Genomic DNA, 14205 nt, shown 5'->3' with positions numbered 1-14205 from the left:
GCGTTATCTTCCGGGCCGGGTCCGCGCAGGCGCGGCGCCATCGCCGTCACGGGGAAGGAGGCTCATGCGCTTCAGCTTCGCTCACCTGGCCGACCTCCACCTCGACACCCCGTTCCACGGGCTGCGCGACGTGAACAAGGGACTGGCCGACACGTTGCGCGACGCCTCGCTCGCGGCGTGGGACGCCGCGGTGGACGCCTGCCTCGCGGCCGGCGTCGACTTCGTGGTGGTCGCCGGCGACGTCTACGACAGCGAGGTGGCGGGCGTGCGGGCCCAACTGCGGTTCCGCGACGGGCTCGCGCGCCTGTCGGCGGCCGGCGTGGCGAGCTTCGTGGTGCACGGCAACCACGACCCCCGCGGGGGTCGCTGGCCGGCCGTGAGCGAGTGGCCGCCCCTCGTCACCCTGTTCGGCCACGACGCGGTCCGCGCCGCGCCGGTCGTGCGTGGCGCCGAGACGCTGGCGCTCGTGCACGGCCTCTCCTTCGCTGAACCGGAGGTCAGCGAGAACCTCGCGCTGCGCTTCGCGCGCGACCCGGGCTTCGCGGGGTTCCAGGTCGGCCTGCTGCACGCCAACGTCGCTGGGTTGGGCGGGCACGACAACTACGCGCCGACGACCATGGCCGACCTGCGCGCCGCCGGCCTCGACTACTGGGCGTTGGGGCACGTCCACACGCGCGCCGTCCTGCAGGAGCGGGACCCCGTGGTCGTCTACCCTGGCAACCTGCAGGCCCGTCACGCCGGCGAGCGCGGCGAACGCGGCTTCTACCTGGTGCACGTCGAGGACGGACGCGCGACGCTCGAGTTCGTCGACGTGGGGTTGGTGCGCTTCGATGACGTCACGATAGACATCGCCGGCCTGGCCGATGTCGACGCGGTGCACGCCGCGCTGGCCGCGGCCGTGGGTCCGGCGGGCGCCGCGCACACTCACGTCCTGCGCGCCGAGCTGCGCGGTGCCGGACCCGCCAACGCCGCGCTCCGCGCCGGCGGGGAGCAAGGGCTCACCGACTACCTTCGCGACACGGCGCCCCCCAACGTCTGGTGGGAGGAGGTGCGCCTCAGCACCAGGCCGCCCATGGACCGCGCGGCTCGCCTCGCCGCCGGCGACTTCGTGGCGGACCTGCTGCGCCGCAGCGACGCGGGCCGGCCGGAGGCCGCGCGAGCGGTCGCGGCGCTCGCCCGGCAACTGAACGATCACCCGCACCTGCGCCCCGTCGCGGCGCTCCTCGACCTGGCCTCGTTCGAGGCGGACGCCGGGGCCATCTGGGACGAGGCCGAGGCCCTCGCTCTCGACCTGCTGGACGTCGGCTACCGGGAGGCCTGAGCCGTGCGACTGGGCCGCGTCTCCATCGGTCGCTTCCGCGCGTTAGAGGGCACGGAGCTCGAGCTCGGACCGGGCCTGGTGGTCGTGGAGGGCCCGAACGAGGCGGGCAAGAGCACCCTGTTGGCCTTCATCCAGGCGCTCCTCTTCCCCACGGCGCTCGCGGCCGCCACCCGGGTGGTGGGGAGCCTGGACCTCCACGACGCCGACCGCGCCTACCGCGTGATCCGCAGCGGCGCGCGCGCCACCCACCGCCTCCTGGACCTCGCGAGCGGCGACCAGCTCGATTTGTCCCGCCTGGCGGCGCTGACCGGCTCGCTCGACGCGAGCACCTACCGCAACGTCTTCGCCTTCGGCCTCGGGGAGCTCCAGGAGTTCGACGGCCTCACGGACGCGGCCGTGAAGGAGCGCCTCTTCTCCGCCGCGGTGGCGGGAGCGGGCGAGAACGCTGGTCGCGCCTCCCGTGACCTGGAGTCGCGGCTCGGTGAACTGCTGAGGCCGCGCAGCAAGGAGACGGCCCTCGGCAGACCGGCCGAAGAGCTGCGGCGCCTGCAGGCGGCCGCCACGCAGGCTCGCGACGAGGCGCGCGCCTTCGAGAGGCTCGAGCGCGAGCGCGACGACGCCGCGACCCTGGCCCGGACCCGGGCCGACGAGTTGGGGCGGACGCTGGCGCAGCGCGACTGGCAGGCGAACCTCCTGGCGCTGTGGCCGGCGTGGCAGGCGCGCGCCGAGTCGCTCGCCGCCCTGCGACGCCTTGGCGCGGCCGCCTCGGAGGGTGGCGCGCAGGGCGCCGACGAGCGCTGGCTGCGGCACGCTGCGACCATCACCGAGTTGGGCGCCGGCCTCGAACGGTACGAGCAGACGCTCGACGAGGTGGCTCGGCGGCTCACGGCGATGCAGGCTCGCGTCGACGCGCTGCGAGACTGCCTCCGCGAGCTAGGCCCCGCCTGGAGCGCCGCGCGCCTGGCGGCGTTCGACGGCGCCGCCGCCTGGCGCGAACGGGCGGAGGCCGCTCAGGCCGAGGCGCAGCAGGCCATGGCGGCGCGCGCCAGGCTCGCCGGCGCCGTCGAGGCGGCCGAGCACAGGCTCGCCGAAGCGACCGCGGCCGAGGCCTCCGCCCGCGCCAGGCGCGAGGGGCTGCTGGCGGAGGCCGTCCGGCCGGCGCCCGCGGGCGCGGGTCAGGGCGGCGCCGCGCCGGTCGACGACGTCGCCGACCTGCGAGCCGTCGAGGCGCGCCGCGCGGAGCTCGAGCGCCTGGAGGACCTGAGCGTCGCCCTGAGCCGCGCCGAGAACGAGCGCGCGGGCGCCCTGGAGCGGCTCCAGGCCGCCTCGACCCGGGCGGCGTCCGGCCGGACCGCCCGCTGGGTCGGTTGGGGCCTGCTGATCGCCCTCGCCGCGGGCGCCACCTGGTTGGCCTGGGGGGCGGGCCCGGGCTACGGCGCCTTGGCGCTGGCGCTGGGGCTCGCCGCGACCGCCCTGTTGGCCCCTGCACGGCAGCGCGCGCGGGGGCGAGATGCCATGGCGGCGCTCGCGGAGGAGGCGGCGAGGCTCGAGCTGGTGGTCGGCGAGCTGGCGGCGGAATCGAGGACCGCCGCCGCGCGGTTGGGTCTGGATGGCGGCGCGACGCTCGCGGCCGACCTCCGCGCCGCGCTGCGTGCCCTCGCCCTCCGGTCGGACGCCTTGCGCGAGGCCCGCCGAGCTCGCGCCGCCCACGACTCGACGGTCGCTGCGCTGCGGGCGGCGGGAGAGGCGCTCGAGGCCCTCAGGCAGGAGGTCGCCTCCGGCAAGGCGGTCGAGGCCGACGCGCGCCGGGAGTGGGAGGCGTGGTGCGAACGCAACGGCCTACCGGCCGGCAGCGGCCCGTCCGTCGTCCCGCACCTGCTGAACGCCATCGAGCGCGGGCGGGCAGCGCAGTCTGCCTACCGCGAGGCCTACGCCTGGGTGCGCCCGGCCACCCTGCGAAACGACGACTACCGCGCGCGAGCGGAGCGCCTGGCGGGGGCGCTGGGCGAGACGGTGGGCGAGGGCGGCGTGGCGAGCGCCGTGCGGGGGTGGGTCGAGGCGTTGGCCGGCGCTGAGGCCCGCCGCGCCGAGAGGGAGCTGGAACGAAAGCGCCACGAGGCCGTGGTCCGCGACGCCGAGCGCGAGCTCGCGACCCGGTTCGGTGCGCGTCAGGACGCGGCGCGGCGCGACCTGGCGGCGGCCGACCCTCGCGGCTGGGAGGCCGACGTGAAGGTGCGGGAGGAGGCGGCCGAGCGCCTCGGACAGGAGGTCAGGGGGCTCGACGAGCGGGTCGGGGGGCTCAAGCAGCGCCTCGACGACCTGACGCACTCCGCCGACCTCGCCACGCACCAGCTGGCGGCCAACCTCGCCGCCGCCGAGGCGCGAGCGCAGGCGCGGCGCTGGCTGGTGACCAGCCTCGCCAAGGGTCTGATCGACGAGACGCTCGGCGAGTACGAGCGCACTAAGGTGCCCGCGGTGCTGCGACGCGCCGGCGCTCACCTGGCGTCGATGACGGCGGGCCGCTACACGCGCGTCCACCTGCAGGAGGGGCGCGCCCTGAGGGTGTTCACGGCCACCGACGAACCGCGCGAGACGGAGGAGCTGAGCCGCGGCACCAAGGAGCAGCTCTACCTGGCGGTGCGCTTCGCGCTGGTCGCGTCGTTCTCGGAGAGCCACGGCCCGCTGCCCCTCGTGCTCGACGACGTGTTGGTGAACGCCGACCCGGAGCGCGCCGCGCGCCTCGCCGACGTCATCGCGGACGTGGCGCTCGCGCACCAGGTCCTCTTCCTCACCTGCCACCCGCACGTCGCGCGGCTGCTCGCCGAGCGGGCGGACGCCGCCACGCACCTTCGCCTGGCCGGACCTCCGCGGGAGGCTCCGGTCGGGGAGTGGCGGGGCCGCGACGCTGCGCTCCCGGCGACGGCCGTCGCTCCCTGGGCGGGACCCGGCGAGTAAGCTTAGGCAACCGTGGTCGGTCACCGAACAGGGTGCCGGGCCGTGCGCACCGCGCACCGGGCCGTCGGCGCCGCGAGGCGCGCGTGGCGCTTGGCGCCCGTCGCGGGGGCGCTGGTGCTCGCCCTGGCGGCGTGCGGGTTCCTCGAGGACCTGGTGCCGCCGCCCAAATCGCCACCCGAGCCCCTGCCAGGCGGCAGCTGCCGGGACCTGCCGCTGACGCCGTCCGGGGCCGCGGCCGTGCCGCTCGGCACCTGGGCCGCCCCCGGCCTGCCGAGCGGGGAACTGGTCGCCAGCCAGGTGCGCCTCCCCGTCGCCGCCGCCGCTCCCGCCGCCGCGGGCACCTCCCCCGCGGGGCCCGGCGAGTGGCAGAACCGCTACCCCGCCCCACGCACCTACTTCGGTTTCGCGTGCGACGGACTCGTCGGCGCCGTGTGGCAGTCGGCCTCAGCCGGGGAGGTCATGGTCGCGCTCTTCAGCGCCGACCTGGCGCGCGGCAGCTCCTGGAGCCTTCCCGGCGGGGGCGAGCGGCTGCTCGCCGCCACCTTCGGCGCCGGGCGGCTCTACTACCTGACCCTGGCGCCCGGCGGGACCACGGAGGAGGAGGTCGCGGCCACGCTCACGCTGCGCGCCTACACGTTCGGCGCCCCGGCCGAGTCGGCCGCCGCGGCCGTCTCCCTCGACACGAGCCGGCAAGGCCTCAACATGATCGCCTCCGGTGACGTCAGGCCGTGGGAGGGCCACTCGGCCCTGGCCTACTCTCGCGGCCAGCTCGCGCTCGTGCTCTCGCGCCTCATGCACCGCTCGAGCGACGGACTCAACCACCAGGGCGGGGTGGCCGCGACCTTCGACGCCGACACGCTCACGCAGACCAGCCTCTTGGGGCAGACGTCCGGCCACTCGTTCGGCACCTACCTCACGGCGGCGGAGGGCGGTGGTTTCCTCGCGATCGACCACGGCGACAACTACCCCCGCGGCGTGAACCTCCACCGGATCGCGGTCGGCAGCAAGACCTCTCGCGTCGTGTACACCTTCAAGACCGAGCACGGCACCACCGCGACCAGCCCCGCCGGCGTCTCCTACCCCGTGTACGAGGAGATCAGCGGGGGCGGCACGACGTACTACCGGTGGTCGAACGACAACAACGTCTACGGCGAGCTCGGCGCGGTGCTCGAGTTCGACGACGGGCTGCTCGTCGTCTTCGTGGGCGAGCCGGACCCTGACGGGCGGGCACTCCGCAACGAGCGGGCCGCCGGCTACCTGACGGACCCCCGCGACATAGGGAACGTGAAGGTCCGCGCCGACTTCCAGGCCGCCCCCTACGGCGAGGCGAACGTGGTGACCGACGACCTCGTCCTCTCGGGCGGGCCGGGGAGCGTCACCGAGAGCGGCGGGTTCTACGACTTCAACGGCGGCTGGGCGCCGCAACGCAACGCGGGGCTGCGCTGGCTGACCAGCTACCCGGACGTCGACGCCGGGAACGCTTCGCGCCTGAAGGCGGTGCGGGCCGGTGACGACGCGGGTCTGCTCCTGTGGGAGACGTGGACGCCCACGACCTACACGGGGACCTGGTTCGCGCTGGTCGACAAGGCCGGGAGGCTCCTCACGGCGCCGACCCCTCTCGGCGCCGCGGGCGCCGTGAGGCTCGCCCGGTCCGACGACCCCTTCGTGCATGACGGCAGCGCCTACCTCTTCGACGGGAGCGGCACCGACCTGGTCGTGACCGTGGTGGCCGGCGACCTCTGAGGCGCCGGCGTTGCCGGCCGGGCGTCGACCCTCGGGGCGGCGGCCCGAGTCATCTCAGAGGCAGATCCGACCGGGGCTGGGGTGGCCTTGACAGCCGCCGCGGCAAGCGCTTTACTTACTGACAACTGAATCAGTAGTCAGGTTCCGCGCCGCGCACCGACCGTGCGGCGTGGACGCCGGCAGGAAGGCACCTAGTTGAGCGCACTCCCCCGCCCGACCACAGCGCGCGGCGAAGCGACCCGCCGCAAGCTGCTCGACGCCGCCGAGACGGAGTTCGGTCAGAACGGCTACGTGGCCACCTCCGTCTCCGACATCACGCGGCGGGCGGGCGTGGCGCAGGGCACCTTCTACCTCTACTTCCCCGCCAAGGTCGACGCCCTGCGCGAGCTCGTCCTCGACATGGGCAGGCAGCTCAGGCACGCCCTCAGCGAGGCCACGGCCGGTGCCGCCGACCGCCTCGAGGTGGAGCGCCTGGGCCTCGAGGCGTTCATCCGCTTCGCCCTGACGCACCAGAACCTCTACCGGGTCGTCATGGAGTCGCAGTTCGTCGACGAGACCATCTACCGCGAGTACTACCAGACGCTCGCCGACGCCTACACGGTCAACCTCCAGCGCGCCCAGGCGACCGGCGAGGTGAGGCGCTCCGACGCCGGCGCCCAGGCGTGGGCGCTCATGGGCGTGGCGCACTTCCTCGGCCTCAGGTACGCCATCTGGCGCCGCGAGGCGCCGCCCGCCGAGGTCCTGGCCGCCACGTTCGAGCTCGTCGCGCACGGGCTGGCGCCCGAGCCGGAGGCGGCGCCGTGAGCGCTCCCTCGCGGACGAGCGTCGGGGTCACCGGTCTCGCCACCTACGTGCCGGCGGGCCGCCTCAGCGCCGCCGACCTCGCCACCGCCACCGGCCTCCCCGAGTGGGTGGTGCGCGACAAGCTCGGCATCGAGGAGCGCGTGCTGCCAGGACCGGACGACCATCCCGTGGCCATGGGGGTCACCGCCGGCGAGCGCGCCCTGGCCGACGCGGGCGTGCGGCCCGAGGACGTGGACGTCGTCATCTCCATGACGGAGGAGTACAAGGAGTACCCGGTCTGGACGGCCGGCATCAAGCTCGCCTACGACGTGGGCGCCCGCAACGCCTACGCCTACGACGTCGGGCAGAAGTGCGGCACGGCGGTCCTCGCCCTCAAGCAGGCCAAGGACCTCCTGCTGGCCGACGAGAGCGTGAACGTGGTGCTGGTGGCCGGCGGCTACCGCAACTCCGACCTGATCGACCTGACCGACCCCGACGTGCGCTTCATGTACAACCTGGGCGCCGGCGCCGGGGCGGCCGTCGTGCAGCACGGCGCCGGGCACCGCCTGCTGGGCTCGAGCATCATCACGGACGGCAGCTTCTCGCTCGACGTGCTCGTGCCCGTGGGCGGCACGAAGGCGCCCCTCACTCCCGCCAACGTGAGCGACTACCGTCTGCGCGTCCCCGACCCCGCCGGCATGAAGGAGCGCCTGGAGCACGCCAGCCTGGCCAACTTCGTGCGCGTGGTCAGGGAGGCGCTGGAGCGCAGCGGCGCCGAGCCGGCGGACCTCGCCTACCTCGCCATGCTCCACGTGAAACGCAGCGCTCACGACTACCTGTTGCGCGAGTTGGGCCTGGCGCCAGAGCAGAGCACCTACCTGAGCCGCTACGGCCACCTCGGACAGGTGGACCAGATCCTGTCGCTCGAGCTGGCCCGCGCGAGCGGCCGCCTGCGGCCCGGCGACCTGGCCGTGGCCGTTGCCGCGGGCGTGGGCTACGTGTGGAACGCCGTGGCGCTCCGCTGGAGCGAGGAGGGCGCGGCGTGATCCTCGACGTCGCCGCCCGCCGCGCGGACCTCACGCCGCAGCGCGACGCCCTCTGGTGGCGGGGTCGCTGGTACACGTACGCCGAGCTGAACGAGCGGGCCGACCGCGCCGCGGCTCACCTCGCCGAGCTTGGGGTCGGCAAGGGCGACCGCGTGGCCATCGCTGCCAACAACCACTTGGGCCACTTGGACCTCATCCTCGCCACCGCCAAGCTCGGCTTCGTCTACACGCCGCTCAACGTGCGTCTCGCACAGCGCGAGCTGCGCGAGCTGGGCGCCTACCTGCGGCCCAGCGCGGTGCTCCACGATGCGGAGAACGCGGCGGCTGCGGCCGCGACCGCCGAGGGGGCCGCTCTCGCCGAGGGCGCGAGCGGCCCGGCCCTCATCGACCTGGCCGCCTGGGACGAGAGCGTGACCGCCCGCGGGAAAGCCGCCCCGCGGCTCGCCCCGCCGAGGCTGAGCCCCGAGGACCCGCAGATGATCCTCCTCACGGGTGGCACCACCGGACTGCCCAAGGGGGCCATGCTGCCGTACCGGCAGGTCTTCTACAACGCCGTCAACACCGTGTTCTCCTGGGGCCTCACGGACGCCGACGTGGCGGTGCAGGCCACCCCCTGCTACCACGCCGCCGTCAACGTCCTCACCACGCCCCTCTACCAGCTGGGCGGCCGGACCATCCTCCAGAGCAGGTTCGACCCGGTCGAGTACCTGCGGCTGGTGGAGGAGCTCGGCGTGACCATCCTCTTCCTCGTGCCGACCATGTACGCCATGCTGGCCGCCGACCCGAGCTTCGCCGAGCGCGACCTCTCGCGCGTGCGCTGGGCCATCTCGGGCGGCGCCGCCTGCCCCGAGCCCGTGCGGCGCGCCTTCGCCGGGCGCGGCGTGCGCTTCAGGCAGGGCTACGGGCTGACCGAGGCGGGCGTCAACTGCTTCTCCATCACGCTCGAGCAGGCGGAGGCGCGGCCCGAGTCCGTCGGCAAGCCCCTCCTGCACGCCGAGGCCGCCGTGAGGCGCGAGGACGGCACGCCCTGCGCGCCGGGCGAGGTCGGCGAACTCACCCTGCGAGGGCCCCACGTGTTCAGCGGCTACTTCGAACGGCCCGAGGCCACCGCCGACGCCCTGAGGGGCGGCTGGCTGTGGACCGGCGACCTGGCGGCCACCGACGAGGACGGCTTCTTCACCATCAGGGGGCGGCGCAAAGAGATGTTCATCTCGGGGGGCGAGAACGTGTTCCCGAGCGAGGTCGAGAGCTGCCTCTACGACCACCCCGCCGTGGCCGAGTGCGCCGTGCTCGGCGTGGAGGACGAGCGCTGGGGCGAGGTGGGGTTGGCGGTCGTGGTGCTGCGCCCCGGACTCGTCGCCACCCCCGAGGAGCTGTCGCGGCACATGCGCGAGCGGCTGGCGCGCTACAAGGTGCCCAAGCACGTGGAGGTGGCGACCGAGCTGCCCAAGAGCGGCGCGGGCAAGATCCTCAAGACCGCTCTCAGGCAGCGGTTCGAGGCAGAGCACGGCGCGAAGGCCGCGGGAGGTGACGCGTGACCACGGCGAACCTCACGGTCAACGTGGACAGGCCCGGTCGGCCGGGCCACGCGGCGGAGCTGACGCTCGGCTACGCCCGCGCCGGCGCGGGCGCGCCGGTGCTCCTCATCCACGGGAACTTCGCCTCACACCTGTGGTGGAAGGAGCAGCTCGAGGAGCCGCCCGAGGGGCTCCTCCTGCTCGCGCCCGACCTGCCCAACTTCAGGCGCTCGAGCCCGCTGCCGGCGGGGTGGCCCACTGGCGAGTGGGTCTACGCCTGGGCCGACGCCATGGCGGCCTTCCTGGGCGGCCTCGGCGTGAGCCGCGCGGGCGTGGTGGGGCATAGCCTCGGCGGCGCGGTGGCGCAGGCGCTGGCCGTGCGCCACCCCGAGCTCGTGACCGCGCTCCTGCTCGTGGACGCCGCACCCCCGTTCGGCTACGTGACCCCGGAGGAGCACTACCTGGCCCTCGCGGCCATGCGCACCGACCGCCGGCTCCTGCACGATTCGCTGGCGGCCGTCACACCCACGCGCCTCCCCGCCTACTTCCCGGCGCTGGTCGACGACGCCCTCGCCATGGCTCCAGCCGCCTACGAGGGCAACTCCCGCGCGCTCGCCGCGTACGACCTCGGCGCCGCCACGACCGCCGTGACCGTCCCGGTCGTGGTGCTGCACGGCGCCAAGGACGCCCTCATCGACGCGGAGGCCGCCGCCGTGACGGCCGGGGCCTACCGGGACGCTGAGTTGATCACCTGGCAAGACGTGGGGCACGCACCGCCCCTCGAAGCGCCCGCGCGGTTCCGCGCCCTCCTGGCCCAGACGTTCGGACGGGGCCCCGAGTCAGGGGGGACCGCATGACATGAACCCGGCGCCCCTCCCGCAGACGCCCACCCAAGACCCCCAGCCGGCGCAGCCGGAGACCCGCCACCGCGCGGGACCGCAAGCAACAGAAGGAGGAAGAATGAAGCGCATACTCGCAACCCTGGTCGTGGCCCTCCTGGCCGTCGCGGCCGCGCAGGGCGTGACCATCGGCATCCTGTCGCCCCTCTCCGGGGGCGCGGCCGGCACCGGTCAGGCCCAGAAGGCGGGCTTCGAGCTCGCCCTCGCCCAGATCAACGCGGCCGGCGGCGTGCTCGGCCAGCCCCTCAAGCTCGTCATCGAGGACACCAAGGCCGACCCCGCCACGGCGGTCGCCGCCTTCGAGAAGCTGATGACGGAGGACAACGTTGAGTTCATCGCCGGCGGCTACTCCTCCGGCGTCACGCTCGCGCTGGTCGAGTCGTTCCGCACCTTCCAGCCGATCGTGTCGTGGATCGGCGGGGCCGTGTCGGGCATCGGCATCGACGGCTTCGACGGCATCGAGGAGCTCCTCGGCAAGGAGGAGTGGTTCTTCCACGTGCACCCGTGGGACTACCAGAACACCGAGGCGTCCACCGGGTTCATGGCCAGCACGGGCGTGAAGAGCGTGGCGCTCCTGCACGAGGACTCCGCCTTCGGCGGGCCCGGCGCGGCCGCGGCTGCCGGTCTCCTGGAAGACGCGGGCATCGACGTGCCCCTCGTCGAGGCGTTCAAGTCGACCCTCACTGGCGGCAACGGCGACTTCCGCGCCGCCATCGCCAAGGCGGCCGCCAGCGGCGCCGACGCTCTCTTCTGGATCGGCTACGACTCCGACGTGGTCCCCCTCACCAGCCAGATCCGCGAGATGAACTACGTCCCGCAGTACATCTTCGGCGCCCCTCCGGGCTGGCCCAGCGAGTTCGACGCCGCCCCCGAGGCGCAGTGCGTGACGGGCCTCATCGGCTACCTCCCCAACCTCCCCAACCCCGAGGCGAAGACGTTCCTGAACGAGTACGTCGCCATGCACGGCAAGGCGCCGGACAACTACATGGCCGCCCTCGCCTACGCCCAGCTGTGGAGCTACGCCGACGCCATCAACGCGGCCGGCACCACCGATCAGGCCGCCGTCATCGCGGCCCTGCAGTCGGGCACCTTCCCCTCCCCCATGGGCGAGTGGAGCTTCAAGCCGTCCGTCATCGCCCTACACCAGGGCTTCGGCGCCGAGATGTGGAACGTCTTCCAGTTCCAGGACGGCGTCCGCGAGCTCGTCTGGCCCGCCGCGCGAGCCACCGCCCCCCTCGTGAGCTGCCGCTGAGCAGCTAGCCCGAAGGCGCCGGGGGGCTGCGCGAGCATGCGCGGCCCCCCGACCGCCCTCACGGCACGAGACCACCATGGACCTCGCACTCCTACCGCAAGCCATCGTCTCGGGCGTGCTCGCCTCCGGCCTGTACGCGCTCGTGTCGGTCGGGTTGGCGCTCGCCATCGGCGTGATCGGCATCGTCAACTTCGCCCACGGCGAGTTCTTCATGGTGGGAGCGTTCCTCGCCTACCAGCTCTTCGTGAGCTTCGGCTTCGACCCGTTGCTCTCGCTCCTCTTCGTGGCGCCCGCCCTCGCGGTCATCGGCGCGTTGATCTACCTATCTTCCATCCGCTTCGTGCTGAAGGCGCCCGAGCTCAACCAGATGCTCCTGACCTTCGGCCTGGGCATCATCTTGCAGAACTTGGCGCTCCTCATCTGGGGCGGCGACCCGCGCACCATCGCCAACGTGCCGTACCGCTCGCTCGGGTTCCAGTTCGGTGGCGTCAGCGTGGGCGCCGTGCCGCTCGGCAGCTTCGTGATCTCGCTCGTGCTCGTCCTGGCCCTCTACTGGGTCCTGGCGGCCACCCCGCTCGGCCGCGCCATGCGCGCGGTGGCCCAGAACCGCATCGGCGCGGGCCTGGTCGGCCTCGAGGTGAACCGCGTCTACCTCGTGGCGTTCGCGTTGTCGGCCCTGCTCGCGGGCATGGGCGGGGTGATGATAGCCGTCATACAGTCGCCGACCCCCACGGTGGGCCTCGCGTTCACGCTCAAGGCCTTCGCCATCGTGGTGCTTGCCGGCCTCGGCAACATCCGCGGCATCGTGGCGGCGTCCCTGACCGTGGCGCTCGCCGAGTCTCTCGTCGCCACGCTCGTGCCCAACGGCGACGCGCTGAGGAACATGGTGTTCTTCGCCATCATCTTCATCGTCTTAGTGTGGCGCTCGCGGAGGACGGCGTGAGGGGCCCGCGCGGCGGCCTGCGCCGCGACCTCGTCGTGACCGCTCTCTTCGCCCTCCTCCTCGTCCTGCTGCCCGCGGCGCTGCGGGAGCTGTTCGGACGGGCGTCCGTCAGCTACCTCTCGCTCGCCACGAACGCCCTCGTCCTCGCCACCCTGGCGCTCTCCTGGGACCTGCTCGCCCGCACGGGCCAGCTCTCGCTCGCGCACGCGGCCTTCACGGGCGCGGGCGCCTACACCACCGCCGTCCTCTTCAAGCTCACGGGCGCGCCACTGTGGCTCGGCATCCCGCTCGGCGGGGTCGTGGCGGCCCTGCTGGCGCTCGGCCTCGGCTCGGTGACGCTGCGGCTGTTCGGGATCTACTTCGCCATCGCCACCCTGGCCTTCACCGAGGTGCTCAAGGCCGCCGTGCAGCGCCTGCCGACGCCGGTGGCCGGCGGCGCCGCCGGCATCAACGTGCCCGCCCTGTTCCGGCCGACCTTCGTGGCCGGCGCCATGGAGCGTTGGGAGGTGGCGTTCCTCCGCAACCAGAGCTACTTCTGGGTCTACGCCGCCCTGCTGGTCCTCGCCGTGGTGGTGTCGGCGCTCGTCCAGCGCTCGCGCCTCCGCTCGGCGTTCACCGCCATCCGCACCAACGAGCAGGTGGCGGGCGTCATGGGGGTCGACCCGGCCCGCATGAAGCTCCTCGCCTTCGTGCTCTCCAGCGCCATCGCCGGCCTGCTCGGGGCGGTCGAGGCGCACCGCCTGGGCAGCGTCAGCCCCGACGGCGCCTTCTCCATCCACACGACCGTCCTCGCCCTGGTCACGCCGATCTTCGGGGGCCTCTACACCACGCTCGGTCCCATCCTCGGCGCCACCGTGCTGGCGGGCCTCGAGGAGACCCTCAAGCGCACGTTCTCGGAGGGCTACCTGATCGGTTACGGCATCGTGTTGGTGGCGAGCATCCTCTTCATGCCGCGCGGCCTCGTGGGCCTGCTCGGGAGGCCGTTCAGGCGCCGGCCCGCCTCCGAGGACGCTCCCCGGAGCGAGGAGGGCGGCTCGTGAGGCCGATACTCGCAGGCAAGGGGCTGTCGAAGACGTTCGGTGGCCTGACCGCCGTGAACGGCGTGTCGTTCGAGGTGAGGCGCGGCGAGATCTTCGCCATCATCGGCCCCAACGGCGCCGGCAAGACCACGCTCCTGAACCTCGTGTCCGGGCTCCTGACGCCGTCGTCCGGCACCATCACGCTGCTCGACCACGACATCACGCACCTGCCCACCTTCCAGCGCTGCCGGCTCGGCCTGGGGCGCGCCTTCCAGGTGGTGCAGCCGTTCCCCGAGATGACGGTGGGCGAGAACGTGCTGGTGGGCGCGCAGTTCGGTTCCAGCGGCGTGGCCGCCGGCGAGGCGCGCCGCCGCGCCGACCAGGCGCTGGAGCGCACCGGCCTGACGCGGCTCCGCGACCACCCGGTGGAGGACCTGAACCTGTTGCAGGAGAAGCGGCTGGAGATCGCGCGCGCCCTCGCCACGCGGCCGGAGGTGCTCCTGCTCGACGAGGTCATGGCCGGCCTGCGTCCCGGCGAGGCGCGGCAGGCCGTCGAACTCGTGCGCGCCGTGCGCGACGAGGGGGTGACGGTGGTGTTCATCGAGCACGTCATGCCCGTGGTGCGCGACCTCGCCGACCGGGTGCTGGTGATGGATCACGGGTCGGAGCTCGCCGCCGGAACCTACGCCGAGGTCACGAGCGACCCGCGCGTGGTGGAGGCGTACCT

The 14205-nt window shown here is 73.7% G+C and carries 11 protein-coding genes; all 11 read left to right on the top strand.

The window, feature by feature from the left end; translation table 11 throughout:
- Positions 1–64: 64 nt before the first annotated feature.
- On the top strand, positions 65–1321 hold the full coding sequence (locus H3C53_06215; protein MBW7916265.1) for a DNA repair exonuclease: 1257 nt from the start codon (positions 65–67) through the stop codon (positions 1319–1321).
- 3 nt (positions 1322–1324) lie between these two features.
- Positions 1325–4276, top strand: coding sequence for an AAA family ATPase (locus H3C53_06210; GenBank protein MBW7916264.1), 2952 nt, complete (start codon positions 1325–1327; stop codon positions 4274–4276).
- A 42-nt stretch (positions 4277–4318) separates the two neighbouring features.
- On the top strand, positions 4319–6019 hold the full coding sequence (locus H3C53_06205; GenBank protein MBW7916263.1) for a hypothetical protein: 1701 nt from the start codon (positions 4319–4321) through the stop codon (positions 6017–6019).
- A 195-nt stretch (positions 6020–6214) separates the two neighbouring features.
- Entirely contained in the window at positions 6215–6823 is a 609-nt protein-coding gene (locus H3C53_06200) for a TetR/AcrR family transcriptional regulator (protein ID MBW7916262.1), read from the top strand.
- Positions 6820–7848: a 3-oxoacyl-ACP synthase gene (locus H3C53_06195; protein ID MBW7916261.1), complete on the top strand. Its 1029-nt coding sequence runs from the start codon at positions 6820–6822 to the stop codon at positions 7846–7848. Before H3C53_06200 ends, H3C53_06195 begins: the two co-directional genes overlap by 4 nt.
- A complete protein-coding gene (locus H3C53_06190; protein ID MBW7916260.1) occupies positions 7845–9386 on the top strand; it encodes an AMP-binding protein in 1542 nt (513 codons plus the stop codon). The genes H3C53_06195 and H3C53_06190 overlap by 4 nt, the downstream gene beginning before the upstream one ends.
- Positions 9383–10222, top strand: a complete 840-nt coding sequence (locus H3C53_06185; protein ID MBW7916259.1) for an alpha/beta fold hydrolase — start codon at positions 9383–9385, stop codon at positions 10220–10222. Before H3C53_06190 ends, H3C53_06185 begins: the two co-directional genes overlap by 4 nt.
- Before the next feature lie 103 nt (positions 10223–10325).
- Positions 10326–11516, top strand: coding sequence for an ABC transporter substrate-binding protein (locus H3C53_06180; GenBank protein ID MBW7916258.1), 1191 nt, complete (start codon positions 10326–10328; stop codon positions 11514–11516).
- Positions 11517–11592: 76 nt separating this feature from the next.
- Positions 11593–12459, top strand: coding sequence for a branched-chain amino acid ABC transporter permease (locus H3C53_06175; protein ID MBW7916257.1), 867 nt, complete (start codon positions 11593–11595; stop codon positions 12457–12459).
- Positions 12456–13499, top strand: coding sequence for a branched-chain amino acid ABC transporter permease (locus H3C53_06170; protein MBW7916256.1), 1044 nt, complete (start codon positions 12456–12458; stop codon positions 13497–13499). Before H3C53_06175 ends, H3C53_06170 begins: the two co-directional genes overlap by 4 nt.
- Before the next feature lie 5 nt (positions 13500–13504).
- Positions 13505–14205: ABC transporter ATP-binding protein (locus tag H3C53_06165; GenBank protein MBW7916255.1), on the top strand; the 701-nt coding region annotated here is incomplete at its 3' end.

The organism is Trueperaceae bacterium, from assembly GCA_019454765.1.
Classification (GTDB): Bacteria; Deinococcota; Deinococci; order Deinococcales; family Trueperaceae; genus JAAYYF01.
The sequence above is the reverse complement of the archived record's forward strand: the minus strand, read 5'-3'. Positions and strand labels throughout refer to the sequence as shown.

Excerpts from the sequence above, each read along its gene's own strand:
- H3C53_06215 (MBW7916265.1), top strand. The coding sequence starts at position 65 with ATGCGCTTCAGCTTCGCTCACCTGGCCGACCTCCACCTCGACACCCCG.
- H3C53_06180 (MBW7916258.1), top strand. The coding sequence starts at position 10,326 with ATGAAGCGCATACTCGCAACCCTGGTCGTGGCCCTCCTGGCCGTCGCG.
- H3C53_06175 (MBW7916257.1), top strand. The coding sequence starts at position 11,593 with ATGGACCTCGCACTCCTACCGCAAGCCATCGTCTCGGGCGTGCTCGCC.